18 protein-coding genes are annotated in these 24,926 nt (G+C 48.7%); 2 read left to right on the top strand and 16 right to left on the bottom strand.

Going from position 1 to position 24,926, the window contains the following annotated elements; all coding sequences use genetic code 11:
- Window positions 1–9: 9 nt before the first annotated feature.
- The 5 genes from KNO91_RS00375 to addB all read right to left on the bottom strand — a co-directional run bounded on the left by KNO91_RS00375 (window position 10) and on the right by addB (window position 11,278).
- Window positions 10–1,881, bottom strand: coding sequence for an ABC transporter ATP-binding protein (locus KNO91_RS00375; RefSeq protein ID WP_285800644.1), 1,872 nt, complete (start codon window positions 1,879–1,881; stop codon window positions 10–12).
- Window positions 1,878–3,602, bottom strand: coding sequence for an ABC transporter ATP-binding protein (locus KNO91_RS00370; RefSeq protein WP_214789668.1), 1,725 nt, complete (start codon window positions 3,600–3,602; stop codon window positions 1,878–1,880). Before KNO91_RS00370 ends, KNO91_RS00375 begins: the two co-directional genes overlap by 4 nt.
- A complete protein-coding gene (locus KNO91_RS00365) occupies window positions 3,595–4,077 on the bottom strand; it encodes a MarR family winged helix-turn-helix transcriptional regulator (protein WP_214794498.1) in 483 nt (160 codons plus the stop codon). The genes KNO91_RS00370 and KNO91_RS00365 overlap by 8 nt, the downstream gene beginning before the upstream one ends.
- A gap of 168 nt (window positions 4,078–4,245) precedes the next feature.
- Window positions 4,246–7,863, bottom strand: a complete 3,618-nt coding sequence (addA, locus tag KNO91_RS00360; RefSeq protein ID WP_214815541.1) for a helicase-exonuclease AddAB subunit AddA — start codon at window positions 7,861–7,863, stop codon at window positions 4,246–4,248.
- Complete coding sequence (gene addB, locus KNO91_RS00355; RefSeq protein ID WP_214815539.1) at window positions 7,841–11,278, bottom strand: helicase-exonuclease AddAB subunit AddB; 3,438 nt, start codon at window positions 11,276–11,278, stop codon at window positions 7,841–7,843. Before addB ends, addA begins: the two co-directional genes overlap by 23 nt.
- A gap of 158 nt (window positions 11,279–11,436) precedes the next feature.
- Between addB and KNO91_RS00350 the strand changes: the two genes are divergently transcribed.
- On the top strand, window positions 11,437–11,817 hold the full coding sequence (locus tag KNO91_RS00350) for a truncated hemoglobin (RefSeq protein ID WP_214789676.1): 381 nt from the start codon (window positions 11,437–11,439) through the stop codon (window positions 11,815–11,817).
- Between the two features lie 55 nt (window positions 11,818–11,872).
- On the top strand, window positions 11,873–12,262 hold the full coding sequence (locus KNO91_RS00345) for a hypothetical protein (RefSeq protein WP_214815536.1): 390 nt from the start codon (window positions 11,873–11,875) through the stop codon (window positions 12,260–12,262).
- 29 nt (window positions 12,263–12,291) lie between these two features.
- On the opposite strand, the gene KNO91_RS00340 is transcribed toward KNO91_RS00345, so the two are convergent.
- The 11 genes from KNO91_RS00340 to lplA all read right to left on the bottom strand — a co-directional run bounded on the left by KNO91_RS00340 (window position 12,292) and on the right by lplA (window position 24,899).
- The gene (locus tag KNO91_RS00340) at window positions 12,292–12,702 is read right to left on the bottom strand and encodes a hypothetical protein (protein WP_015880958.1); all 411 of its coding nucleotides are present in this window, start codon (window positions 12,700–12,702) and stop codon (window positions 12,292–12,294) included.
- Window positions 12,703–12,829: 127 nt separating this feature from the next.
- Window positions 12,830–15,898 (bottom strand): efflux RND transporter permease subunit, encoded by a 3,069-nt coding sequence (locus tag KNO91_RS00335; protein ID WP_214815533.1) that lies wholly within the window; start codon window positions 15,896–15,898, stop codon window positions 12,830–12,832.
- A gap of 86 nt (window positions 15,899–15,984) precedes the next feature.
- Window positions 15,985–16,455 (bottom strand): competence protein ComK, encoded by a 471-nt coding sequence (locus tag KNO91_RS00330; RefSeq protein ID WP_214789682.1) that lies wholly within the window; start codon window positions 16,453–16,455, stop codon window positions 15,985–15,987.
- Window positions 16,456–16,582: 127 nt separating this feature from the next.
- Window positions 16,583–17,953: a sensor histidine kinase gene (locus KNO91_RS00325; protein ID WP_214794510.1), complete on the bottom strand. Its 1,371-nt coding sequence runs from the start codon at window positions 17,951–17,953 to the stop codon at window positions 16,583–16,585.
- On the bottom strand, window positions 17,950–18,612 hold the full coding sequence (locus tag KNO91_RS00320) for a response regulator transcription factor (protein ID WP_015880954.1): 663 nt from the start codon (window positions 18,610–18,612) through the stop codon (window positions 17,950–17,952). The genes KNO91_RS00325 and KNO91_RS00320 overlap by 4 nt, the downstream gene beginning before the upstream one ends.
- A gap of 308 nt (window positions 18,613–18,920) precedes the next feature.
- Complete coding sequence (gene copZ, locus KNO91_RS00315; RefSeq protein WP_214789686.1) at window positions 18,921–19,127, bottom strand: copper chaperone CopZ; 207 nt, start codon at window positions 19,125–19,127, stop codon at window positions 18,921–18,923.
- The gene (locus KNO91_RS00310; protein ID WP_214789687.1) at window positions 19,124–21,235 is read right to left on the bottom strand and encodes a heavy metal translocating P-type ATPase; all 2,112 of its coding nucleotides are present in this window, start codon (window positions 21,233–21,235) and stop codon (window positions 19,124–19,126) included. Before KNO91_RS00310 ends, copZ begins: the two co-directional genes overlap by 4 nt.
- Before the next feature lie 11 nt (window positions 21,236–21,246).
- Window positions 21,247–21,549 carry a metal-sensitive transcriptional regulator gene (locus tag KNO91_RS00305; RefSeq protein WP_214789688.1) on the bottom strand — a complete coding sequence of 101 codons (303 nt, stop codon included), beginning with the start codon at window positions 21,547–21,549 and terminating at the stop codon, window positions 21,247–21,249.
- Window positions 21,550–21,640: 91 nt separating this feature from the next.
- The gene (locus tag KNO91_RS00300) at window positions 21,641–23,188 is read right to left on the bottom strand and encodes a long-chain-fatty-acid--CoA ligase (RefSeq protein ID WP_214815530.1); all 1,548 of its coding nucleotides are present in this window, start codon (window positions 23,186–23,188) and stop codon (window positions 21,641–21,643) included.
- Window positions 23,189–23,288: 100 nt separating this feature from the next.
- A complete protein-coding gene (locus KNO91_RS00295; RefSeq protein ID WP_214789690.1) occupies window positions 23,289–23,762 on the bottom strand; it encodes a PTS sugar transporter subunit IIA in 474 nt (157 codons plus the stop codon).
- Between the two features lie 147 nt (window positions 23,763–23,909).
- Window positions 23,910–24,899: a lipoate--protein ligase gene (lplA, locus tag KNO91_RS00290; protein WP_214815528.1), complete on the bottom strand. Its 990-nt coding sequence runs from the start codon at window positions 24,897–24,899 to the stop codon at window positions 23,910–23,912.
- Window positions 24,900–24,926: the final 27 nt, after the last annotated feature.

Raw genomic sequence — 24,926 nt, 5'->3', positions numbered from 1 at the left:
ATATTCTTCTTATACAACTTCTTTTTCAGCAAACTGACTGTTGTACAAATCTTCATAAAAACCACCGGCTTCAAGCAGCGACTCATGTGTCCCTTGTTCGATGACACGGCCTTGGTCCATCACCAAGATCAAGTCTGCATCTTTAATCGTCGATAACCGGTGGGCGATGACGAAACTCGTTCGTCCTTTCATCAACCGCTTCATCGCCTGTTGAATCAAAATCTCGGTACGCGTATCTACACTTGATGTTGCCTCATCCAAAATCATTATCGGCGGATTCGCGAGTACCGCTCGCGCAATCGTCAGCAATTGCTTCTGTCCTTGTGAGATGTTATTCGCTTCTTCGTTCAAGACTGTGTCATATCCGTCCGGCAACGTCCGAATGAATGAATCCGCATGCGCTGTCTTCGCTGCGTTGACGATTTCCGCTTCCGTCGCACCCACTTTTCCGTAAGCGATGTTGTCACGGATTGTTCCATTAAAGAGCCACGTATCCTGTAAGACCATCCCGAACGTATGACGTAAATCTTCTCTCGACATGTGTCTAGAATCTTTACCGTCAATCAGAATCTCTCCACCGTTCAATTCATAGAAACGCATGAGGAGATTGATCAATGTCGTTTTTCCGGCACCGGTCGGACCGACGATCGCCACCGTTTGTCCCGTCTTCACGTCGAGGTTCATGTCTTGAATGAGGAGATTGTCCCCGTATCCAAAGTCGACGTGACGGAATGCGACATTTCCTTCCGCCCGCTCTAGGCGATACGTCGTCACTTCTTTCACTTCTTCCTCTTCGTCTAACAACTCAAATACCCGTTCTGCTGCAGCGACCGTCGACTGGACGATGTTTGCGATGTTCGCTGTTTGCGTAATCGGTTGGGTGAACTGCCGCGTATACGTGATAAACGCTTGAATATCCCCGATCGAGATGCTTCGTTGTGTGACTAAAATCCCACCGACAACACTGATTAACACATAGCTGATGTTTCCGATGAACATCGTCATTGGCATGATAATCCCTGAGATAAATTGCGCCTTACGCCCGGCATTGTAGAGTTCTTCATTCACCTCATCAAACTCACGGACAGCTGTATCTTCACGCCCGAACGCTTTAACGACCGCGTGTCCGGTATACATTTCCTCCACATGACCATTCAATCGTCCTAGATGACGCTGTTGATCGGAAAAGTATTGTTGCGAACGTTTTAAAATCGGACGAATTGCAAAGATTGTCAGTGGTAATGACACAAGGGAGATGATCGTCAAAAGGGGACTGATGGACAGCATCATAATCAAGATCCCGATAATCGTGACGATTGATGTAATGAATGACGTCACACTTTGTTGAAGCGTGCTCCCAATCAAGTCAATATCGTTCGTCACTCGGCTTAACGTCTCCCCATTTGAACGTCCATCATAATACTTAAGCGGTAGTCGTTCTAATTTTTTGTTGACGTCTTCTCGCAAATCATAAACGGTCTTCTGGGCAACGCCAGACATCAAATACTGTTGAACGTAATTGAATAGGCTACTGATGACGTAAAGTCCTGCGAGCAAGGACAAGATTTGTCCGATTCTCGTGAAATCGATCTCCGCGCCCGGCACACCTGTAAATTTCGCATAGGCACCTTCAAAGAGTTCCGTGATGGCAATCCCCATGATCTTTGGACCAGCAATCATGAATACCGTACTTAGAATGGCTGCGACGAAAACCGCAATCAACGTATTTCGTCGTGGTTTCAAATAGGCGAGCAGACGACGGAATGTGACTTTGAACGCCTTCGGCTTCTCACCCATCATCATCATATTCCCACCGCCAGGACCTCCTGGGCCACCATGCCCGCCATGAGTTTGTCGCGTCGTTGTTTGTTTCTCACTCATGCGATTTCCTCCTCAGACAGCTGCGACTTCACGATTTCTTGATATACCGCATTCGTCGCAAACAATTCTTCATGTGTACCGATTCCGGCCACACTTCCTTCTTCGAGTACGATGATGCGATCAGCATCCATGATCGTACTCACCCGTTGTGCGACAATCAATACGGTCGCATCTTTCGTTTCTTCTTTTAACGCCTTGCGTAACGCGGCATCCGTCTTGAAATCGAGTGCCGAAAAGCTGTCGTCGAATACATACAAATCTGGTTTTCGAACGAGCGCCCGGGCGATGGAGAGGCGTTGCTTTTGTCCACCCGACACGTTCGACCCACCTTGCTCAATCACAGATTCATATCGATCTGGCATCTTCTCGATAAAGTCGCTCGCCTGTGCGATCGATGCGGCATGTATGACTTCTTCGGTCGACGCATCGGCTTTCCCGTATCGAATGTTCTCTGCAATCGTTCCCGTGAACAGCAACGCCTTTTGCGGCACGTATCCGATTTTTGAACGGAGCTCTTCTTGCGATACGGCTTGAACATCGACCCCGTTCACACGAATTTCTCCAGATGTCACATCATAAAATCGTGGAATCAGATTAACGAGTGTCGATTTCCCAGATCCGGTTCCACCAATCACAGCTGTGACTTCACCCGGGTTCGCTGAAAAACTGACATGTGATAATGCCGGTTCCTCGGCACCGGGGTAAAAGAACGTGACATCATCAAACACGAGTGTCCCGTGCTCAGCATCCGCCGCTTTTGTGCCTTCATCAACTAGTGAAGGTGTCATCTCGAGCACTTCATTGATTCGGTTCGCCGATACCGACGCCCGCGGAATCATGATGAACATGACAGAAGCCATGACGAGCGCGAACATGATTTGCATGACATATTGAATGAACGCCATCAAATCCCCGATTTGCATCGCCCCGTTATCGATTCGGATGCCACCGAACCAAATGACGCCGACAACGGTCAAGTTCATGACGAGCATCATGACCGGCATGAGAAACGCCATGATTTGGTTGACTTTGATTGAGACATCCGTCAATCGCTCATTCGCCTCTGTCAAACGGACTTGTTCTTCTTTTTCACGATTGAAGGCCCGAATGACTCGAATGCCTGTCAAGTTTTCTCGGAGGACAAGATTCAAACGATCCAATCGCTTCTGTACTTTCTTAAAGAGCGGCATCGCTTTCCAAAAAATAAGGAAGATCGAGATGACGAGAAAAGGCATGGCGGCAACGATGACGAGTGACAACGTGGCATCTTTCGACGTCGCCATGATCAAACCACCGACAAACATGATCGGTGCACTGACGACCATCCGAAGCATCATGATAATGACTTGTTGGACTTGCGTGATGTCATTCGTCGTCCGCGTGATGAGCGAGGCTGTTCCGACACGGTCGAACTCTTCGAGCGAGAAACGCTCGACATGGTTAAAGACGCGTCTTCGTAAATCACGACCGAATCCCATCGCCGCTTTCGATGAATAAAAACTTGCCACGACTGCCGCGAGTGCCCCAAGTCCGGTCACACCGAGCATGATTCCACCCATTTGCCAAATATAGCCGGTATCTCCTGTCACGACCCCGTTATCGATAATATCCGCCATTAATGTCGGTAAGAATAAATCTGCTAGTGACTGTGCGAACACAAATAACAAGACCATGAGGACGGCCCATTTATAAGTAATCAAACGTTTTAACAACTTAATCATGACGACATCCCCCTTCACAATCTGTGAATCCTTCATTTAATCCATCTGCAATCTGTTGATGGGCTTCAATCATATGACGATACGTCTCCTCATCTAAGCGAGACAAGATTTGATTCAACTGTTGTTCGGTCCCTTCCTCTTGTTGTTCAATCTCATCAATCAATTGTTTGCCAGATTGATCAATCGTCAATACCACTTCGCGGCGATTATCCGGATTGATGTCTCGTCGAATCAACCCTCTCTCCACTAGACCATCCAATGATTGACTCAACGTACTCTTCGGCATTCTTGTGCGCCGCACTAATTCTTTTTGTGTGATCGCACCCTGTTCATTCAACATCATCAGTCCATGAAGTTGTGGCAAGGTAAGGTCGTTTTGTTGGGCCGTCTGATGCATGAGGCGAATCAAGACGCGCTGTACGCGCCAAAACGATTGCATCATTTCCCGCGCTCTTGTTGCACTCATCTCGGTCATGCTACTTCACTCCTTTTATCGTTCCGACTCGGATTGTTCTATATGGAACAATTACTTATATAAAATAAATTACTCCTCCGCCTCTTACTTGTCAACGATTTAGAATGTGAAAATGCACATAACAAAAAGAGCGATGTCATATAACTGACATCGCTCTTGGCTTGCTCTTTATGAGGTGGCCACTGTGACGATTTCTTGTAAGTCGAGTGAGTAAATAAGCGTCTGCTCGACACGAATATCCCAAATCGTCTCAATCGCTTCTCGGTACAGTTGCAATTGAATCGCGTAACGATCCCGAAGCCGTTGATGTGCGTCTTCACGGGATCCGGATAAATGAACGACGGCGTCTGATTTATAGTCCAACAGGATATAAGATGTCCCATCGAAGTACAGACAGTCGATAATCCCTTGAATCAGTACGTCTTCATCGGTAAACTGCCCATCTGGGTTGACCCGTTCAGCCGGTACGGTATAGGTGAATGGCAGTTCTCGCCAAGCGGTACCCTGTTTGAGCGCATCGGCGAGCGCCTGTCCGACGTCGGTACGGAAAAACGCCTCTACGTCAGGAATGGCGAGACGTGCCGTTTCAGCCTCGACCGGGCTAAGCATCCCTTGTCTCTCCCATTGATCGATTTGATCGACAATCGGTTGATTCGGATCAGCCATTTGGAAAATCAGATGTAACGTAGTCCCGCGTTCGGCACCGCTCTGTTTCACTTGACGCCATTTCGGCTCCCGATAAGGTGTATCGATTGGTCGAACCGGGTCTTCAAAGGCGGCTTGTTCCAGTTGCATCGCTCGTTTCAATTCCGTCACCGTTTGTTTCGCCGCCGTGCGTACGGCATCTTGAGCCGGATATGCATATGTCAATGCTTGGTGAATGGCATGAATCGTCGCTTCCTCATTTTGAATAGGGAAATCAATCGCTTCAAACTGTTGAACATGATGTAGCTGCGCCATCATCTCTTGTAGTGTCGCAACCTCCGCCAAATCAGCTTCACCAATCATACGGTACGTCCAAGAAGACGACTCATAGAATGTAGCGGCTGTAGTGAATCCGAACGATTCGATAAATGGCGAGGCACTTGGTAGACGTAAGAGTGCTGGCGCAATCCAATCCAAGTACGTTTTCGCTTCACGTCTCGCCTCACTCGCTAACAATTCTCCAGATTGTTCGACTTGTAGCCACTGTTGGAGCTGTTTGAGCGAATCCCCGACCGTTCCGACGAGAATCAATTTCTCTTTTGCCCGTGTCAACGCGACATAGAGGACACGCATCTCTTCTGCTTTCATCGTCGCGTCTAAATCTCGTCGAATCATCGCTTTCACGAACGTCTCCGCCTTTGTACGTGTCACGACATCGATTGCATCAAGTGAAATTCCATACTGCTTATGGAAAATGACTCGCTGTTTCTGATCGAGTGTATTGAACTGTTTTCCGAGCTGGGCGACAATCGTTACCGGGAACTCGAGACCTTTTGACTTATGCACAGTCATGATACGAACGACGTTTTCTTCGTCGCCGAGAGACCGCGCCTCGGATAGATCTTCCCCCGTATCTTGTAAACGGTCCATGACACGTAAAAAGCGATACAGTCCACGATAGCCGCTTCGTTCATAAGAGAGCGCGCGGTCATAGAGCGCCTTCAAATTTTCTTGGCGCCCTTTTCCACCAGGCAATCCACCGGAAAAGTCATAAAATCCAGTGTCGTTGAACAACTGTTGAATCAATTCGGATAAGCTATGATTGCGCGCATAGGTACGCCAGCGGGAAAGACGATCGAGAAAGTCTCCACACTTCACACCGAGCTCGTCATCATCATCCGCTTTCGCCTTCAGCGCCTCATAGAACGAATCTTCGGACTCGAGTCGGATTCGTGCTAGCTCACCATCATCGAATCGAAACATCGGGGAACGGAGCGCTCCGGCGAGCGGAATATCCTGAAGCGGGTTATCAATTACTTTCAAGAGAGCAAGAATCATGCGAATCTCTGTCGCTTGAAAATAGCCGCCATCGGAATCCGTATAAGCTGGAATATTGTACTGAGTCAAAATGTCCATCAACTGCTCGACTCGTCCTTTTTTTGAACGGACGAGAATCACGATGTCCCGATACTCACAGTTCCTGAGTTGTCCCGTCGCTTCATCCGTCACTTTGAACGGTTCATCTCCAGACACTAGCTCTAAAATTCGGGTCGCGATGGCTCGTCCTTCGACTTCCTGTTTCGATAATTCACGACTCGCTCCGTCGACAATCATCAATTCGGGATTCGCTGGGATCGGTTCATATTCACGACCCGGAACGAGTTGAGCGGCCTCATCATAAGCGATTTCTCCGACCTCTTCGTCCATGAGCTGAACGAACAAGTCATTGATCCCATGAAGCACCTCTGCCCGACTACGGAAGTTTTGGGAGAGATCGATTCGTTTTCCCGTGTCCGCCTGTTTGAAGCGTGTCGCCTTATCGATGAAGAGACCTGGCTCCGCATGACGGAACCGATAAATGGATTGCTTGATGTCTCCAACCATAAACAAGTTCCCGATTTCTTCCCGTTCATTTGCGACAAGATTGATGATGGTTTCTTGAATTTCGTTCGTATCTTGATACTCATCGACCAGTACCTCGACAAAGCGTTCTTTGTACAGAGCCGCGACATCAGACGGTCCATCTTCCTGCCGTAAGATGGCGAGAGCATAATGTTCCAAGTCGCTGAAGTCGACGAAGGCTCGGTCGCGCTTCGCTTGTTCATATGCTTTTCCGAACGCACGAACCGTTTGGACGAGCGTCTTGACGAGAGGTTGTTGCATCGAGACGCTTTCCAATAAATCCGCCCCGCTGACACGTGCCTGCTCAACAGCCGCCGTCAATTTTTTCTTCGCTTGATCATACGCCGGTTTGAGCACCTCATGATAAATCTGGTGTTCCTCTTTTTTAGGAACGGATTTCATCGTGCCAAACTTCATCGCACGTGCAGCCGTCTCGAGTTCGCTCCAGACGACGGCTTCCCCTTCTAACTGTTCTAACGGGAAAATTGCCTGACGGATGTTTTCCGACTGGGGTTCATATCCTGCAACCCGAAGCTCCGCCTCAAGCTTCCGAAGATCACGCACCGCTTTTTCGATGTCTTGCCACAACATGTGGCCAAATTCGATGAGGATGGCTTCCCGATCCGGGTCATCTCCGAACGTATACATCGAAATGAGGTTATCTAAATAGGCGTCGGGGTCCGGGAGTGTACGGGCATAATGATATAGACCGAGAATGAGGTCTTCGATTTCACTGTCCCCGCGATCTGATGTGTAAGCATCGACAAGGGCGAAGAAATCTGTATCCTGCTTCCCGTACTCTTCTTCAAGCACTTCTTCTAACACATCATCTTGTAACAACACGAGATCTCGCTCTTCCGCAATCTTGAATGCCGGATCTAAGTCCAATAAATAGTAATTTTCGCGAATCACTTCTAAACAGAACGAGTGGATGGTTGTAATGAGTGCCCGGTTCAACATTTGTCGCTGTTTCCGGACATACTCATTCGTCGGGTCGTCACGCAACGCCTCTTCCAGCGCCTTTGCGATGCGTCGCTTCATTTCTGCCGCTGCCGCGTTTGTAAATGTCACGACGAGCATACGATCTGCCGTCAATTCATCTGCTTCATCGAGCAATCGGCTAGACAACCGCTCGACGAGAACTGCTGTCTTCCCCGATCCGGCCGCAGCCGAGACGAGGACGTGACTTCCCCTCGCTTCAATTGCGGCGAACTGGTCATTCGTCCATTTCACGGTCATCCCCTCCTAACTCCTGAAATACATCTTCTTTCTCTAACTTTTTCAATTTGCGAGGTTCATTCGAGAGCGCCTCGTCAAAATGGCAGACACTCTGATACGGACATGTCTGACACGGTCGCCGTTCTTTATATTCGTACGGCTCTACGTCTATTTTTCCGTCATACATTTCCTCGGCACTCGATTTGACGACATCAAACGCATGGTCCATCAACTGTTCGAGTTGAGGCGGTGTGACGATTTTCTTCAACGTATTCGCATCAGGCGTCCCATCTTTTTTATATTTGACCGGGATGACAATCGATTTTTTCGAAGATTCTTTTGCGGAACGGTCCATCATCTCCAAAATTTCTGGGTCGTCGACCAATAGCCCTTGCATCTGATAAGACTCCAACACTTTTTGTCGCGTCTCTTCATCAGAACCTGCCGGTGGTACGAGTGGGCGATGAACGTGGAAATACAGTGCCGCAGCCGGCGCCACGTTCTCTTTCGTCCATACCTCTGCCTGCTCAATCAACACTTTCAAATAAATGAGCATTTGCATCGCGAGACCGTAATAAATTTCCGCAAAATCGACTTCGCGCTTGCTCGACTTGTAATCAACGATGCGAACGTACAGCTGGTCATGAACCATTGCCGTGTCGACACGATCGATTCGACCAATGAGCTCGCACGTCGCCCCATTCGACAACGTGAATGAGACAGGTGGAAACTGACCGCTCCCGAATGCAAGTTCAAACGCTTTCGGGTCGAAACCGTCCCGTTTCGACTGTTCAATCAATACCTCTGCCGTCTTGCTGACGACATCCGTCAATTTTTTCTTCAAATAGGCGTATCGGTTTGAACTCATCAGAATCGCATGTTGGATTTCAGGCGTCACAAGTTCTACCGCCTGTTCCGCTAAGTTCACACATTCATCTGGCGCCACGTCCCGCCATTCTTTTCCGTCCATCTTCACTGTCTGTGACATATGTTCAATCGTTCGGTGATAGAGGTTTCCGATATCCGGTGCTTCGAGTCGATACAGCCGACGTTCTTTTAAACGCAATCCATAACTTGCAAAATGCTTGAACGGACACGCTTGGAACGTCTCGAGTCGCGAGACACTCGCCCGAATCGATGGCGTGTAAAGCGATTTGGCAACATCGTCGTCTAATGATTTCGGGATATTTTGATAAAACAAGGCGCTCGTCAACAATTGCAATCGCTCGCGACCGTCCGGATGTTTCAACAGTTCGTTATAGACGGCGAACCACATATCTTGAATCGGATAATGACGACTTAAGCGCTGAAGTTCGAGAGCCGTGACCGCTGCTGTCTGGTTCACATTCGTCAAAAAGGCGAATTGGTCATGCGGTCGGTGTTCCCCGGCTTCAGCGAAATGGGTCTTGATGACGTTTTTATGGAGACGGGCCTTTAAATCCGCAATGAAGCGCGCCGGTTGAATCGCCTTACCTGTTCTATCGACGAGGGCATAACTAATGTAGAGACGCTCACTCGGTGCCGTCACTGCTTTATATAAGTAATATGTTTCATCATCAAACAAGTGCTCGGTCGCTTTCCCAGCACGCAGACCGTTCTCATGCATGAAGTCCAAGTCGTGATCGGTCAATAGCTTGGACTGCGTCGTGACGAGAGGAATTTGATCTTCATTCGCCCCTAGCAAGAACACCACTTTCTTATCAATTAATCGACCACGGACATAGTCCGTCACCGTCAATTGATCGAGTGAAGGTGGAATGAGCGCATAACGAAGACTATCTAGACCCGTGTCCATCATCTGGAGAAACAGTTCCGTTGACAACGTCTCTTCTGGAGCTGCCGCTTCTAACTGTTCGAGTAAATGTAAGACTGCGTCCCACACTTGAGTATGTTCACGAGCTTCGAGCAACTGCGCTTCTTCAATCGCTTCGTCACGCCAATGAGTCAGACAGTCCGATACACCGATTCGTTCTAAGAAGGCATACATGGCATGCGTGTAGGCTTGCATCGTCTTCGCCTGTTTCAAATCCGACAGCAAGGGATCAAACGTTTCGATGACGCGTTCCCGGTAGCGATTCAACTCCACTTCAACATCTAGCTCTTCACTCGTCAGTCGCGCTTCTTCTCCTGTACGACGACGTAACTGCCATGCATCGTGCCAATGGTAGTGTTTGATGCCACGTTCAATGACGAACGCTTCGAGGCGGTCGACAGACGTGCGTCGGTGCGTTGGGTCGAGGACGACGAGCTCCGTCTTCAATGCCCGAAAAACAGCTTCCTCCCGATAGCTACGCAATGCGATGTCGATGGTGGCTTTCAACAATTCAACGAGCGGATGGTCAAGCATCGGCTGCCGTTCATCTAAGAAGTAGGGCAACCCCATCTTTTGTAACGCTTGTGATGCCAGGTCGCCATATTCATCGAGTGAACGCGAGATGAGCGCAATGTCTCGGTAACGATATCCTTCTTCACGCGTGAGTCGGATGACCTCGCGAATAGCCGCCTCCACCTCGACAGTCCGGTCGACGGCAGCGTGCAAGTCGACACGATTCTCCGTCCCGGTGTATGGCTCCGCCGTCATCTGGTCAAAGGTCGCCTCTAAATAACGAAGACTTGGATGTGTGTAGCGATATACGTTGTCATACGTTTTGTCGACCGATAGAAGTTGTCGTTCCGACAAGAGTTCCTTGAAGCGCATGAGCGTACGCTGTGTCGGTCCAAACAATGGATCCGGACGATACATGGATGAGGGATCAAGCGTCAACAACACATCGACGTCGACCTTTTCTGCAAGACCGACGAGGACGGCTAGTTCCTGCTCTGAAAACTCATTAAATCCGTCCACATATACATGGACTCCCGTCAAATCCGTCTCCGGTAACAGTTGCAACAGGACGTTGAAATAATCCTCCGCGTGTAGCGACTTACCTTCCGTCATCTTCAAAAACCCTTCATAGATGATGGAGAGATCCTGTAACTTTAAGGCACGATGTTGCGCTTGTTCACTTAAGCGTAATAGATGCTCCGGTTCAACAAGTCCTCGCTTCAACATGGAAATCAATTGGTTCAATTCTTCATAAAATCCGAACTGGTTCATCGTTCGACGGAACAAGGTCAGCCGCTCCTCGCTCATCTCGACGACTCTCCGTAATAACAGATGCGTCCCCGTCTGATCTAAGAATTGGTCCGTTGCCACTCCCGCATCTCGCATCATTAAGAATGCGAGACGGCGCATCGACAGCACTTGGATCCTTGTCGAGCCGCGCAGACCGTCCACTGTCGCCATCTTCTTCTCCATCTCAAACGACATTTGGTCCGGCACGATCATATAAATCGTTGGTCCGCTCGGGTTCTGTTTCAAATCCTGAATGACTTGTTCAATCATCCGTTCACTTTTCCCCGTTCCCGATCGACCAACGTGAAAGGTTACTGTCATTTTAGCGAACACTCCTTCCCTTTTTTATTCATTATGAACCATCTCCCTTCATTTGTAGAGGGAAACCTCCTCTTCACCCCACCAAAAAAAGTTATAGCCTGCATCGTTCCCATTTTTGTTCAAAATCGATTAGACTGAACGTATGAGGGGGAATGAATGTGAGTGCCTATGAACAATTTGGAGGCGAAAGCGGCGTTCAACAACTTGTTGACGCGTTTTATGACCTCGTCTATGCCGACCCGATTTTACTACCGCTATTTCCGGCAGACAAAGATCGGGTGAAACAACATCAATTTGAATTTCTAACCCAGTTGCTAGGTGGTCCAAAGTTATATTCGGAACGTCGCGGTGGCGGGAATTTAGCGATGATTCATCATGAGCATCCGATTTCTGAGACACATGCCGGGCATTGGCTCGGATGCATGGAGCAAGCGCTCAAGACGGTCGATGCGCCGGAATCAATCAAACGCCAACTCTTCCAGCGACTGATCATGTCGTCCTCGAATGTTGTCCGCGTTTGCTCGCATCATTTTGAGTAGTCACAACTATAAAAAGTGGGTATGATAGGAAAGTAAGTAAAGGAGGTCGTTTCACATGACAGAAGAAGAAAAAAAAGAAGTCGTCTCATCTGAGGAAGAGGGGACGGAAGAAAAAGAAGAAACGGTAGTCCTCGCCGACGCGCTTGATGAAGCTAACCAAGCAGCTGAAGCAGAAGAAGATGAGGACGATGATGAGGATCAGCCGGAAGAGAAGAACATGGATCACATCAAAGGCGTCTTCAACTACGACCATGAAAATGGCCGTGAGTATCGTGTCGTCTTTTACAACGATCGCAAAAACTTAGTGTTCCGTGAACTTGGAAATGGCAAAGTCGAATTTGTCGGACGCTTCACGGACGATGCATACGACGAAGAAAATGAGGCAGAAATGCGTGAACTCGGGCAACGTGAACTCGAGCGCATCCTCGCTGAACGCTTCAAATAAAAAAATCGCCGATGATTCGGCGATTTTTTTTAGTTCTTCTTATTTCGTTTCTTTTTACGAAGTGCATACGCCACACCGGCAATCCCACCGACGACAGCAAGTCCAGCGACGACTGGGACGAGCACACGCTTCGTTGGAATCATCTCTTTCACACGCTCATAAGGCGTTGGTGTCGAGAACTCTAATTGTACGGCTGTATCACCGTGTCCATGCGCCCGAGCCTTACGTGACGCATCTGTGACGACCACACGCCCCGTCGTCCAGCGACGATTGCCGTACTCGTCTACGTACGGACGACGTACACGTTTCACGTCGCGTACCATCTTCCCACGCGCACGATCTGGTCGAACGACACGCTCACTGGACCAAGAGCGGCTTCCTGTCACACTATACGCAGGTCGTACTTTCCTACGATTGAGCCAAGTATATGAATCGTTCATCTTCAATTCCCTCCCATACTGTTCAAAACCTCTCTTCTAATTATACCCATACAACATCACCCAAAACATGTGACAAATGGTCCAAAAAAAGGTGTGACACCATTTAGGCGTCACACCTTCTCAAGATTCATTCTGTAAATGGTTTGTCCTTATGACGACGTTTCGCCAAAATCAGGTAATACGCCGGCACAAGCACGAGAGTCAACACAGTCGAGAATAGAATACCCGACACGATTCCGATCGCAAGCGGTTTGAAGAGCGGATCTTCTCCAAGTGCGACTGGTAAAAGGGCAACGACTGCCGTGAGCGCTGTCAAGAGAATCGGACGAATCCGAGCCCGTCCGGCCTCATATACAGCGGTTGTGACCGGTAATCCTTCACGAATACGTTGTTCGATAAACTCGAACAGAACGACTGCGTTCCGAACGACGATTCCCGCAAGCGATACCATCCCCATTGATGCCATGAAACTGAACGGCGTCTGTGTCACGAACAATCCGACGACCGCTCCAGCAATCGCAAGGTAAATCGTGAATAACACGAGAAGTGGTAGCGACAATGAGTTGAATTGGAATGCGATAATCAAGTAAATCAAGAACAAGACGACGACGAACAATGTCGCAAGCTCTAAGAAGAACTCGTTTTGTGTGTCGCTCGCGCCAGTCTGGTCGAACGTAATTCCTTCATCCTCTAACCCAGACTTCGCATCTTCCAACACTTGCTCAACATCTTGCTTGAACGCATCTTCGTCCATGCCCTCACTTGCATAAATTTGGAGTGTGACCGAACGCTCCCCGTTTTCACGAGGGATTTGTTGGATTTGTTCCGTTGTCGTCTCCGTCACAAACGTGCTGAGTGGTGCAACAGGTGGGCCTGCTTCCGTTTCGACAGGAACTAAAATGTCATCAAGGGCAAGTGCTTCGCGATTCGCTTCCGCATCGATGACAATTTTCACGTCACGCTGTTCTACCCCATCATCGAACGTGCCGATTGGAATACCGTCTGTGACGAGTCGAATTTGATCACTAATGGCTTTCGCCGTCACGCCCGCTTGTGCCATCTCCTCACGATTCAATTCGTATGTGAGGGTTTGGAACGGTTCTTTAATGTTATCGAGGACGATTGCGCCATCGATTTCTTCCAAGTCTGCTTTCACTTGGTCACGTGCAGCGACGAGCTGATCAATCGTTTCGCTACGCATCGTGAACTCGACAGGAGCCGATGCCGGCGGTCCTTGTTGTTGCGTATCTAAGAAGATTTCGGCGTCTGGATAATCTTCACGCAACACGTTCGTGTATTTATCGATCAACTCGATGGCATCGATTTCTTCATTGTCGACACGAACGACGACTTGCCCTGTGTTTTCACCAGATTGATCGAGTCCACCCGTGAATAGACCAGGAAGTCCACCACCAGCAAAGATCGATGTTTCAACGACCCCTTCTTCTTCTTGGAATCTTGCTTCGATTTCTTCAAGTCGTGCTTCCGTCTCTTCTAAATCCGTCTGTACAGGTAACGTCACACTCGTCACGACTTCCGGACGGTTCGCCGCCGGGAAGAACTCAAACGGCGTGAGAAGAATCAAACCATATAGCGCTGTCGTGATGACGAAACCGACAATCCCGAACGTCCATGGACGTTTCGCGACGCTTGGCAAGAGACGGTCGGCATAGAAGTTGCTGAGACGATTGAGCGGTCCACCGAGCCAACCTGGTTCACGCTTCGATACTTTCACTTCTTTTCGGTTCAAGCGATACTGTGCGATCGGCACGAGCGTCAAACTGATGACCATCGATGCCAAAACTGAGAGCGCGAGCACCGTCGGTAAGGCACGGATGAAGTTTCCGTTCGCTCCAGAGAGCAAAGTGAGCGGAAGGAAGGCGAAGACGACCGCGAGTGTCGACGTGACAATCGAGCCCCATACTTCCTTCGTTCCACGAACTGCTCCGAGCATCGCAGAATCACCGCTACGGTACCGTCGTAAGATATTGTCGTTGACGACAATCGCGTCATCGACCAAAATCCCCAGGGCGATGATCGCTCCGATAATCGAGATTTGGTTCAAGTCGACCCCGGTGAACTGTAACGGGATTAAGGCAATCAAGAATGACAATGGGATTGCCAAACTGACGATGATTGAACCAGAGAACGTGAGACCAATCGTTGTCACAGCAATGACGGCGATGATCGCGATAATGAATTCACGCGTCAGTGATGAGAAGATTGCATCGACTGCTTTCGCCTGTTCATAATACGGGACGAGCTCAAACCCGTCTAAATCTCCAAGACCGTCTTCCACTACCTCATTGACACGGTCTTGCATCGTCGGGATATCCAAGCCTGATTCAATCGGTACAGTGATGGAAACTGCTGGTTTTCCGTCTAATGAAACGAGATCCGTCTCACTTTTCGCCGTCTCTTCGACCGTTCCGACATCTTCTAACAAGACGGGCTCTCCGTTAAATGAACCGACGATGACTTGCTCCATATCGTTTACATTCGTCAAGTTGTCGATTGCTAGTTGATAGATGCCTTCATCGGTCGATTGGCGACCGAGCGGTGTCGTTTTGTACTCTTCGTTGATGGCCGTCAACACATCAGGGAAGGCGAGCTGCCTTGCACCTAGTTGTTCGGAGTCGAGCGAGACGACATATTCCTGCTCCGGTAGCCCTTTGACGGTGACTCCAGTCACACCATCCATTCGCAGAAGGTTTGATTCTAATTGCTCAATATCTGCACGAACGTCCTCGAATGATTCACGGTCATCTGCTGTCAATAAGTACGATGCGACAGGTAATTGACCGAGTGAATCATTGACTGTCGGTGCGAGTGCGTTTTCCGGAAGCTTTGGTGTCGCATCAGACAAAGCTTGGCGTACGTTCGCCTGAAATTCTGCCTGATCGGTTCCATCTGCATACTCGACCGTAATATTCGAGAACTCTGAAGCCGAAATCGACGTCACATTCTCTACGCCTTCTAGACTGCGTAGTTCTTCTTCTAACACGCCGGTAACACTTCGTTCAACCGTTTCTGCAGTTGCACCAGGATACGGTGTTTGAACGAGCACGATATTGATTCCTGTCTCCGGAATCTCACGCTTAGGGAGCTGGAAGAACGTCAGCACACCTACGACGATTGCTACGAGAAGAAACACGATGACCAGTTTCCCTCGTTCAATCATTTTCTCAAAAAACATAAAAACCCCTCGCTTTCGGAAGATGTGCAAATACACATATGATATCTCTTCTTCATCATAGAGGGGTTTCCCAGTGAATTCAATCCTTAAGCGTGTTGCAATGTGCTGTCATGGAAACGTTTTTGAAAAGCGTATGATAATTCGATTGACCGTTGTTTTTGCCTTGCCACTGTATGATCGGATACATGAACCTTGACCGACTCACCTGTCAAAAATTGAATAAGCGTCTGTTTTCCGTCTTTCTTGATTGATGTCACATGTTGAAAGTTGATCCACGCACAGTCTGGACTCTCCTTTGCAATCGTCGGAAAGAAGACCGCGTCAGCATGCCAATCCATCACGACAGGTGTCTTCCGATGTGGACCGAGGACATGACGAGCGGCTTCAATTCTGCCTTGAATGCTCGATCCATAGTACAAACACGCATGTTCCAACAGATCGATGGGTGATCCTTTCATCCGGGTCACGCCTTCCGGCTGATACACGAGTGTCTCCGCTTCGCCAAACTCGTTAAATACAGGAATTAAAGCTCTCGTTTCATTGGTCAATCTACTCATCTTTTCATCCCCCATAACATATGTAATGACTTACATGTCATTCATACCAGGATTCCGTACGTCCCGCAAATCGACTATTTAACATTTCCCATAAAAAAACCAGCCGTTTTCTGGCTGGTTTTGAAAATCAAGCATTAGATTTTAAAGCATGGTTCGGTTTAAGTCGCGGAAAATAAAATCGTACCGCAGTTCCGTCCCCTGTATTTCGAAGGGAGACTTCCCCTGTGTGAAGTGTCACAATTCGTTGGACGATAAATAAGCCGAGTCCGAACTTTCCTTGTTTGCCTCGAGAGAACTGATGGAATAAGTCGAGGCTCTCATCAACCGGCGGTCCATCATTAAAGATGATGATTTCCACGCCAGACTCGTCCCGATTCAAGTCAATCCGAATACAAGTCTCCGCATAGCGTAGCGCGTTGTCGAGAACGTTCTCGAATGCGACCCGAATCTGTTCCCCGTCCCCGAGCATCTCTCCGCCTTCACCATTAATTTCCCAATCAAGCTGTCCTCTCAGTTTGAAACGCGCCACAAGAAGCTCCATCAATTTATCGAGATTGATCGGTTCAAGTTTCATCTCTTGCCCTTTGAAATATTCGAGCTTCGTCACATATAGCAAATCGACGACTTTCTTTTCGAGTCGAGATGCTTCTTCGTCAATGACCTCAGAAGAACCTTTCAAGTCCCCTGTCGGATAAATGCCATCCCCAATCGATTGGGCATATCCACGGATGACCATGATCGGTGTTTTCAAATCATGCGAAATGTTTTGAAGCAATGCCTGCTGTGCCAAATCCTGTTCTTTCAATTCTTTGCGCATGGCATCGATCGAGTGGGCCAGTTGTCCGAGCTCATCCTGACGATCCAATGGAAGTGCCGTCTCCCATTGACGATTTGAAATCTTCTCGACCGCCCGTTCCATCTCGACGATCGGCTTCGTCAATTGGCGAGACATGAGCAGTGCTGGGATGAGTGACAACAGGCTGATCACCCCAATGAGGATCGAGATGCGCCAATACAATGTTGATACCAACTCACGTCGGTACGCATCCCACGCATAGGAAGCTTGATATACGATTGTGCCGTCATATTCATTTTGACGAATGATGTAATAGACGTCTTCCCCATCAATCGTTGTCTGATATCGCTCGACTTGACCACTTTGGTTCAACGCTTCCTGATACATCCGGTTCGTCAATTCAAGTGGAGCCGATCCGTAGATGATTCGTCCATTCGGAAGAAAAATCAATTGGTTGACCGAACGTGACTCTTGCTGGCGCCGGTCATATTCAATCGGATTTTGCGGATAATTCTCTAACTCGTTCGTATTGCCCAAATAGTAGTCTACATCTCGTAGCGTCTCGTACACTTGTTCATCGATGAACTGGGTGATCGAAGAGCGGATCGTGATCAAAATCATAAGCGCGAGCGTCACGATGATGAGCAGGATGAGCACCCAAATCTTCCACATGAGACGCTTCGGTTTAAGTGCGTTCATCATGGTCTGACGAGACGGTAACCGATACCGTAAAGCGTTTCGAGCTCAAGCCGATGCAATTTCTTACGCACGCGGCGCACCAAATCATCGACGACACGGTCCGAACCGAAATAATCATTCCCCCATACCCCTTCGAGAATCTGTTCACGCGACAAGGCGGAACCAGGGTGTTCTAAGAAGAGAAGAAGTAAATCGAACTCTTTCGATGTCAAATCAATCTCTTCATCCCCATGTTTGATGAGACGTTTGTCCGGATAAATCGTATACTCTCCGTACTCGATATGTTCGTTTGATTTCGATCCGTAGACACGATCAATCAGCTTTTTGACGCGAATGACGAGTTCTCTCGGGAGAAACGGTTTAGCGATGTAGTCATCCGATCCCATCTCAAGACCAATGATTTTATCGATATCCTCATCCCGAGCTGAGATGAAAATCGTTGGCGTATTCGCATTGACGGCCTTAATTTGTTTTAACAATTGAAATCCGTCTAAGTCCGGCAGCATGATATCAAGCACCCATAAGTCTGGCTGGTCCGGAATGGCTTCTTGTGCGGATGTCCCGTCCGCAAATGAACGAACGTTGTATCCTTCCTGTTCTAGATACGTGACGAGCATTTTATTCAAGTTTGCTTCATCGTCGACTAAGTAGATTGTATACATTCAAGTCACCTCAACACGTTTTTTCTCATCATATCAAACAATTGTCGTGAAATGATGGGAAAGGTATAGAGTCAAAAAAAGAAGGCAACGAAATCGCACCTTCTTCAACGTACTGAATTTGTTCGTAACTGTTGCGCCAAAAACGCTGTGCCCCCACTAATCAACGCCAACACTCCACTGATCATGATGATTTCCATGATGTTCGCCTCCCGTTGATACCGATTCTCATTATCAACTTAAATATAGCATACATCCAGTTCATTGAATACAACAAAAAAAGTCCCGATTTGACTCGGGACTTCTCATCATTATGCTTTTACGTCGTATCCTTGTTCTTCGACTGCTTCTACCATCGCTTCGCGCGTGACAGAGTCTTGGTGAATCACGTCGACCCGATGCTCTTGGAGAGATACGGTCGCTGATTCGACACCGTTCAATTCATTTAATGCTCCCTCCACTGCAGCTTTACAGTGATTGCATGTCATACCTTCTACTGTTAACGTTGTTTCTTTCATGATGATGATCCTCCTTGTGTTTTTAATCGTAATGCGTTCAAGACGACAGACACCGAACTGAACGCCATCGCCGCACCCGCGATCCATGGGGCAAGTAACCCCGCTGCTGCGACCGGTATGCCAAGACTATTGTAAGCGAGGGCCCAAAACAAGTTTTGACGAATGTTTTTCATCGTCAAGCGGCTCATATTCATCGCCCGACTCACACCTTCAATGTCTTGCCCTACAATTGTAACATCCGCCGCCTCGAGCGCGACATCGGTACCACTTCCGAATGCGATTCCGACGTCTGCTACCGCAAGGGCGGGTGCATCGTTCATGCCATCCCCTACCATCGCGACACGACCTGATTTCTTCAAGCGTTCGATTTGGTCCGCCTTCTCGACAGGGAGTACCTCGGCAATGACTTGGCGATGCGGAATCCCAAGTTCATCGGCAATCGCATAGGCAACCTCTTTCCGGTCACCGGTCAAGACGTACACCTCGCGTGTTTGACTGAGTGTCTGCACAACATCTCGACTTTTCGGCTTCAATTGATCTTGTAGTCCGAACGCCGCGACAATCCCACTCTCATCTGCGACGTAGACCGGGGTCATCGCTCGCATCGACCAATCTGGTAAGTCGAATCCGAGCTCCTCCATCATTCGAACAGAACCGATGATGAGCTCTTCTCCATCGACGATCGCTTTGACACCACGTCCCGCTAGCTCTTCTACTTTGGTTACGACACCGTCGCCGGGTTCACGACCGATCGCTGCAGCCAATGGGTGTGTCGATTGACGTTCTGCCATAACAGCACGTCGGAGCGACGCTTCATCTCCAAACGTTTCCACCACTTCAGGCGTACCGTTCGTCAACGTTCCTGTTTTATCGAAGACAACGATATTCGCTTCATTGAGCGATTCGAGTTGACCGCCACCTTTGAACAAGACACCTTGCTCTGCCGCTCGTCCGGTTCCGACCATGATTGATGTCGGTGTCGCCAAACCAAGCGCACATGGACAAGCGATGACGAGTACCGCAATCGATGCACGAATGGCCGTATCGATATCATTCAAGAGGAACGCCCAGACAGCGAAGGTGACGGCACTGATGGCTACGACGATCGGTACGAACACGCCAGAGATGCGGTCGGCCTGCCGTTGAATCGGCGCCTTATCCGTTTGTGCTTGTTCGACGACACGTACGATTTGAGCGAGCATCGTCTCTTTCCCGACACGTTCTGCCCGCATGAGGATTCGGTGGGATTGGTTGATCGTTCCCCCAACGACCTCGGCATCTATCGCCTTCTCTAAAGGAATCGATTCACCGGTCAACATCGATTCATCGATGACCGTCTCCCCTTCGATAATCCGTCCGTCTACCGGAATCTTCTCACCCGGACGAACAACGAGAACGTCTCCCGCTTTGACAAGTTCGACGGCGACAGACCGTTCTTCTCCGTCGACAAAGAGAATCGCTTCCTTCGCTTGAAGCGATAACAGTGACTTCAATGCATCGGTCGTCTTCTCTTTCGCTCGTCCCTCTAACCATTTCCCAAGCAATACAAGCGTGATGAGAACGGCACTCGTTTCAAAGTAGAGATGTGGATTCATCGGGTGCACAATCATTTCAAAGATGGAGTAAAAGTATGCGGCTGACGTTCCCGTCGCGACGAGTACATCCATATTCGCCGAACCACTCTTTAAGCTCTTATATGCCCCTTGATAGAACTGCGCCCCAATCCAAAACTGGACGGGGGTCGCCAGAGCGAATTGCCACCACGGATTCATCAGCCATGGTGCATGAAATCCGAGTCCTGGGATGTGTGTCAGCATGACGAGGAGTAACGGCGCCGACAACAAGGCAGAGATGATGACTTTCCGTTGTAATGGACGCAAATCATGCGGTGGTGCCATCTCCACTTTCGGTTCAGCTCCGTATCCGATCTTCTCGATTCGGGCGATTAGCTCTTCTTCTGTGATCCCTTCATCGACACGGATTGTTGCCGTCTCGAGCGGAAGGTTGACGGTCGCTTCGACTCCGTCCATCTTGTTCAACACTTTTTCGATTCGTGCCGAACAAGCCGCACAGGTCATTCCTTGTATGGATAACTCAACGGTTTTCATGACATCCCTCCTTATTTTTTGATGCGGCTGACAATCGTCATCAATTCATCAATGTAAGGTTCCATGTCCTCCGTCTCACTCGCGTGAACCAAACACTTGCGCATATGACGTTCTAACAGTTGCATCTCGACTTGCTTCAACGCAGCTTGAATAGCCGACGTCTGCGTCAAAATATCGACGCAGTATCGGTCGTTCTCGACCATCTTTTGAATTCCCCGGACTTGTCCTTCGATTCGTTTAAGACGCTTTCCGAGTGCCTCCCGCTCAGCATCATCACGTGGAACGAGTGGTTGTTCATGCAAAAATTCATCCATGTTGATCACCTCACCCTCAATATACCCCTACCCCGTAATAGTGTCAAATGAAATGATAAAAAAGGGACGACTCGTAGTCGCCCCCCTTTACTCAACTATTTTGAAACGCTTCGCTTTTTAAGACCGTACGTAAAATCTTACCTGTCGTATTTCGCGGAAGCTCTTCGATGATCTCAATATAAGTCGGTTGCTTATATTTCGCCAACTTCGTTTGTGTGTATGCACGAATGTCCTCTTTCGTCACATTTTCATGTTTCGTGACGACGAACGCTTTCACCGCTTCCCCTTGTTCGGCATCCGGCACACCGATTACTGCCGCTTCCACGATGTCAGGGTGTTGGTAAAGAACTTCTTCTACCTCACGAGGGTATACGTTATAACCTCCGACGATGACCATATCCTTTTTCCGGTCGACGATATAGAAATAGCCGTCCTCGTCACGTCTCGCCAAATCTCCCGTATAGAGCCATCCGTCACGGAGCGTCATCATCGTCTCTTCCGGCAACTTGTAATATCCTTTCATGACGTTCGGTCCGCGTACAATCAATTCTCCGACTTCCCCGACGCCGACTTCTTCCCCAAGCTCGTCGACGACTTTGTTTTCGACGTGAACGATTGAAGGACCGATTGACCCAGCTTTTCGCTCACCGTGGAGCGGATTGAAACAAGTGACCGGTGACGCCTCAGAAAGTCCATATCCTTCGAGAATCTTACATTCGAACATCTGCTCAAACGACTCGAGCAGTTGGACCGGTAAACTCGCCCCTCCTGAGACGAAGACGCGTACATGTTTCAACGCTGACGTATAAGCCGGTACTTTCATCGCCGTCTGCAGCAAGAAGTTGTACATCGTCGGTACCCCGGCGAATAATGTCACACGATGCTTCGGCACTAAGTCGAACACGTCTTGTGGCGAGAATTTCGGCAAGATGACAATCGTCGCACCACGAAGGAGCGGCGCATTGACGATGACCGTCAAACAGAACACGTGGAACATCGGTAATGCCGCCAGCGCCTTATCTTCTGGCGTGATATCCAAATATTCCCCGATGGAGTGCGCATTCGAGAACAAGTTTCGGTGGGTCAATAAAGCGCCTTTCGGTTTTCCGGTCGTCCCACTCGTATAGAGGATGACAGCAACCTCTTCCTCGTCTACTTCGACGAACGTCCCCTCTGCTTCTGCGAACGCTTCCGCGAACGGAATAAACTCAATTTCGCCTTCCCGTTTCAATGCCGGTACATCGGCATATGGGACCGAGATGACGAGTTTTAGTTGTGGCAACTTCGAAAGTGCCGCCTCCGCCTGTGCGACAAGCGGTGACAATCCAACTATCCCTTTTACGTCTCCATCAAGCAGAATGTACGCCATTTCATCAGGCGTGTATGTAGGGTTGATCGGAATGACGACCCCTCCACGTGACAACACAGCGAAGTACGCAATCAAGAACGCAGGGCTATTGCCAAGAACGAGAGCGACATGGTCGCCTTGTCCAATCCCCTTTTGTTCAAGCGTCGATGCCATCGCCTTGACTTGCCCATAAAACTGTCCGTAACTCACCGTGTCTTCCCCAAACACGTACGCTGCTTTTTGCGGGTGAGCAGCCACTACTTCCTGCAGTGACTTGACTAAGTTTGCCATGGTAATCCCCCTTTAAATGAATGATGATTCACTTTTGAGCCATAAAAAAGAGCACGTTGTCCGCGCCCTTTTCAATTACTTCTATTGTACATGAAATGCTTCAATAAGAAAACGCTTCCAAAAAGTTCGTCTGTAAGTGATACAATCCCGTTCGACTTTGAACATGCACGAGCGCTTGAAGCGACTCGTCGTCCATAAGTAAATCATCAATCAATTTATGGTACGCCTGTTTTTTTGGTTCCGTCGTAGCTGTAATCAATAAGATTGCTTTCGCGTGAATCATTTCACCCGTGATCGTCTTCACCTCACACGGATGTAACAAGTGAAGGAGTGATATGCCGTCTCGTTTTGAGATGGAGACCGGAACATCGATGACAGCCACCGGAACGGCCACGTCACTCACTCCAGACGGAATAATCGTCTCTTGATCCAGAATCACTCGTATAAATGAAGAATCGACGATCTCTTTACGTTCCAACTCCAGTCCTACCGCCATGACAGCCCGTTCAAACGTCGCTTGTTCCGTCACCCACATACGACTTGCATCCATCCATTCACTGAGCCTCCGATACATCGTTACTCCTCCTATTTTGACCAGCCTCTACGAAAGCGCTTGCAAAAATTATGATACGCCTTCTCCTGTCCCGGTGCAATCCGTAGCATCAACGTTCACGAAACTGCCAAAAAAAAGACGACCTCCGTAGAGATCGTCTTGACTGTCTTAACTAATCAAATCAACCAATTCCTCGAGCTCAACATTTCCGAAGTAATGTTTCAAATCGAGTTTCATCAATTGCTCACGGATTGCCGAGCGTTCGAAACGAGTTCCGACAAGCGCTTGTTCGACATCTTGGATGTCACCGACACCGAAGAAATCACCGTAAATCTTCGCTTCTGTGATCGTCCCTTTGTTGACGTTCAAGCGGACATCGATTGTACCGATTGGGAAGCGACGTTTCGACTCGACATCAAACTTCGGCGACTTCCCAAAGTTCCAGTCCCAGTTCGCATAACGTTCTTTCGAGATATCGTGGACAATTTCCCAATCCTCGTCACGAAGTACGTAACGCTCTGGCTGTTCGCCATCGTAAATCGAATGGAGCAACGCCTCGACGAAATGTTCCATCTCCATCTCACGCTCTAAAAATTCAGTGATGTTCGCCACACGGCTACGGACCGATTTGATCCCTTTAGAGCGCATCTTCTCTTCCGAGACGTTGAGCGAGTTGACGACCTCTTCAATATTCGAGTTGAACATGAGTGTTCCGTGGCTGAACATACGTCCACGAGTCGTGAATTGGGCGTTCCCGCTGATTTTACGCTCTCCGACCTGAATGTCGTTACGACCCGTTAGTTCAGCCTCGACACCGAGGTTGCGTAACGCATCAACGATTGGTTGCGTAAACTTCTTATAGTTATTGAACGAGTTGCCATCGTCTTTTGTGATGAAACTAAAGTTCAAGTTTCCTTCATCGTGATAAACGGCACCCCCACCAGAAAGGCGTCGAACGACATCGATGCCGTTCTCTTCGATGTACTTCAAGTTGACCTCTTCTGACGTGTTTTGGTTCTTCCCAATGATGATTGATGGGCCGTTAATATAGAACAAGAAGTAATCTTCATGATCTACGTTCAAGTGTTTTAAGATATACTCTTCGACCGCCAAGTTAAGCTTCGGGTCGCGGATATCCGGATTAAAAATAAATTTCACAGTCTATTTCCTCCTAGTCGGATGTTC

Source organism: Exiguobacterium sp. s59, assembly GCF_018617475.1.
Lineage (GTDB): Bacteria > Bacillota > Bacilli > Exiguobacteriales > Exiguobacteriaceae > Exiguobacterium > Exiguobacterium aestuarii.
The sequence above is the reverse complement of the archived record's forward strand: the minus strand, read 5'-3'. Positions and strand labels throughout refer to the sequence as shown.

Coding starts and splice junctions, on each gene's coding strand:
- KNO91_RS00375 (WP_285800644.1), bottom strand. CDS start 1,881: ATGAGTGAGAAACAAACAACGACGCGACAAACTCATGGCGGGCATGGT.
- KNO91_RS00370 (WP_214789668.1), bottom strand. CDS start 3,602: ATGATTAAGTTGTTAAAACGTTTGATTACTTATAAATGGGCCGTCCTC.
- KNO91_RS00365 (WP_214794498.1), bottom strand. CDS start 4,077: ATGACCGAGATGAGTGCAACAAGAGCGCGGGAAATGATGCAATCGTTT.
- addA (WP_214815541.1), bottom strand. CDS start 7,863: ATGACCGTGAAATGGACGAATGACCAGTTCGCCGCAATTGAAGCGAGG.
- addB (WP_214815539.1), bottom strand. CDS start 11,278: ATGACAGTAACCTTTCACGTTGGTCGATCGGGAACGGGGAAAAGTGAA.
- KNO91_RS00345 (WP_214815536.1), top strand. CDS start 11,873: ATGACAGAAGAAGAAAAAAAAGAAGTCGTCTCATCTGAGGAAGAGGGG.
- KNO91_RS00340 (WP_015880958.1), bottom strand. CDS start 12,702: ATGAACGATTCATATACTTGGCTCAATCGTAGGAAAGTACGACCTGCG.
- KNO91_RS00335 (WP_214815533.1), bottom strand. CDS start 15,898: ATGTTTTTTGAGAAAATGATTGAACGAGGGAAACTGGTCATCGTGTTT.
- KNO91_RS00330 (WP_214789682.1), bottom strand. CDS start 16,455: ATGAGTAGATTGACCAATGAAACGAGAGCTTTAATTCCTGTATTTAAC.
- KNO91_RS00325 (WP_214794510.1), bottom strand. CDS start 17,953: ATGATGAACGCACTTAAACCGAAGCGTCTCATGTGGAAGATTTGGGTG.
- KNO91_RS00320 (WP_015880954.1), bottom strand. CDS start 18,612: ATGTATACAATCTACTTAGTCGACGATGAAGCAAACTTGAATAAAATG.
- copZ (WP_214789686.1), bottom strand. CDS start 19,127: ATGAAAGAAACAACGTTAACAGTAGAAGGTATGACATGCAATCACTGT.
- KNO91_RS00310 (WP_214789687.1), bottom strand. CDS start 21,235: ATGAAAACCGTTGAGTTATCCATACAAGGAATGACCTGTGCGGCTTGT.
- KNO91_RS00305 (WP_214789688.1), bottom strand. CDS start 21,549: ATGGATGAATTTTTGCATGAACAACCACTCGTTCCACGTGATGATGCT.
- KNO91_RS00300 (WP_214815530.1), bottom strand. CDS start 23,188: ATGGCAAACTTAGTCAAGTCACTGCAGGAAGTAGTGGCTGCTCACCCG.
- KNO91_RS00295 (WP_214789690.1), bottom strand. CDS start 23,762: ATGTATCGGAGGCTCAGTGAATGGATGGATGCAAGTCGTATGTGGGTG.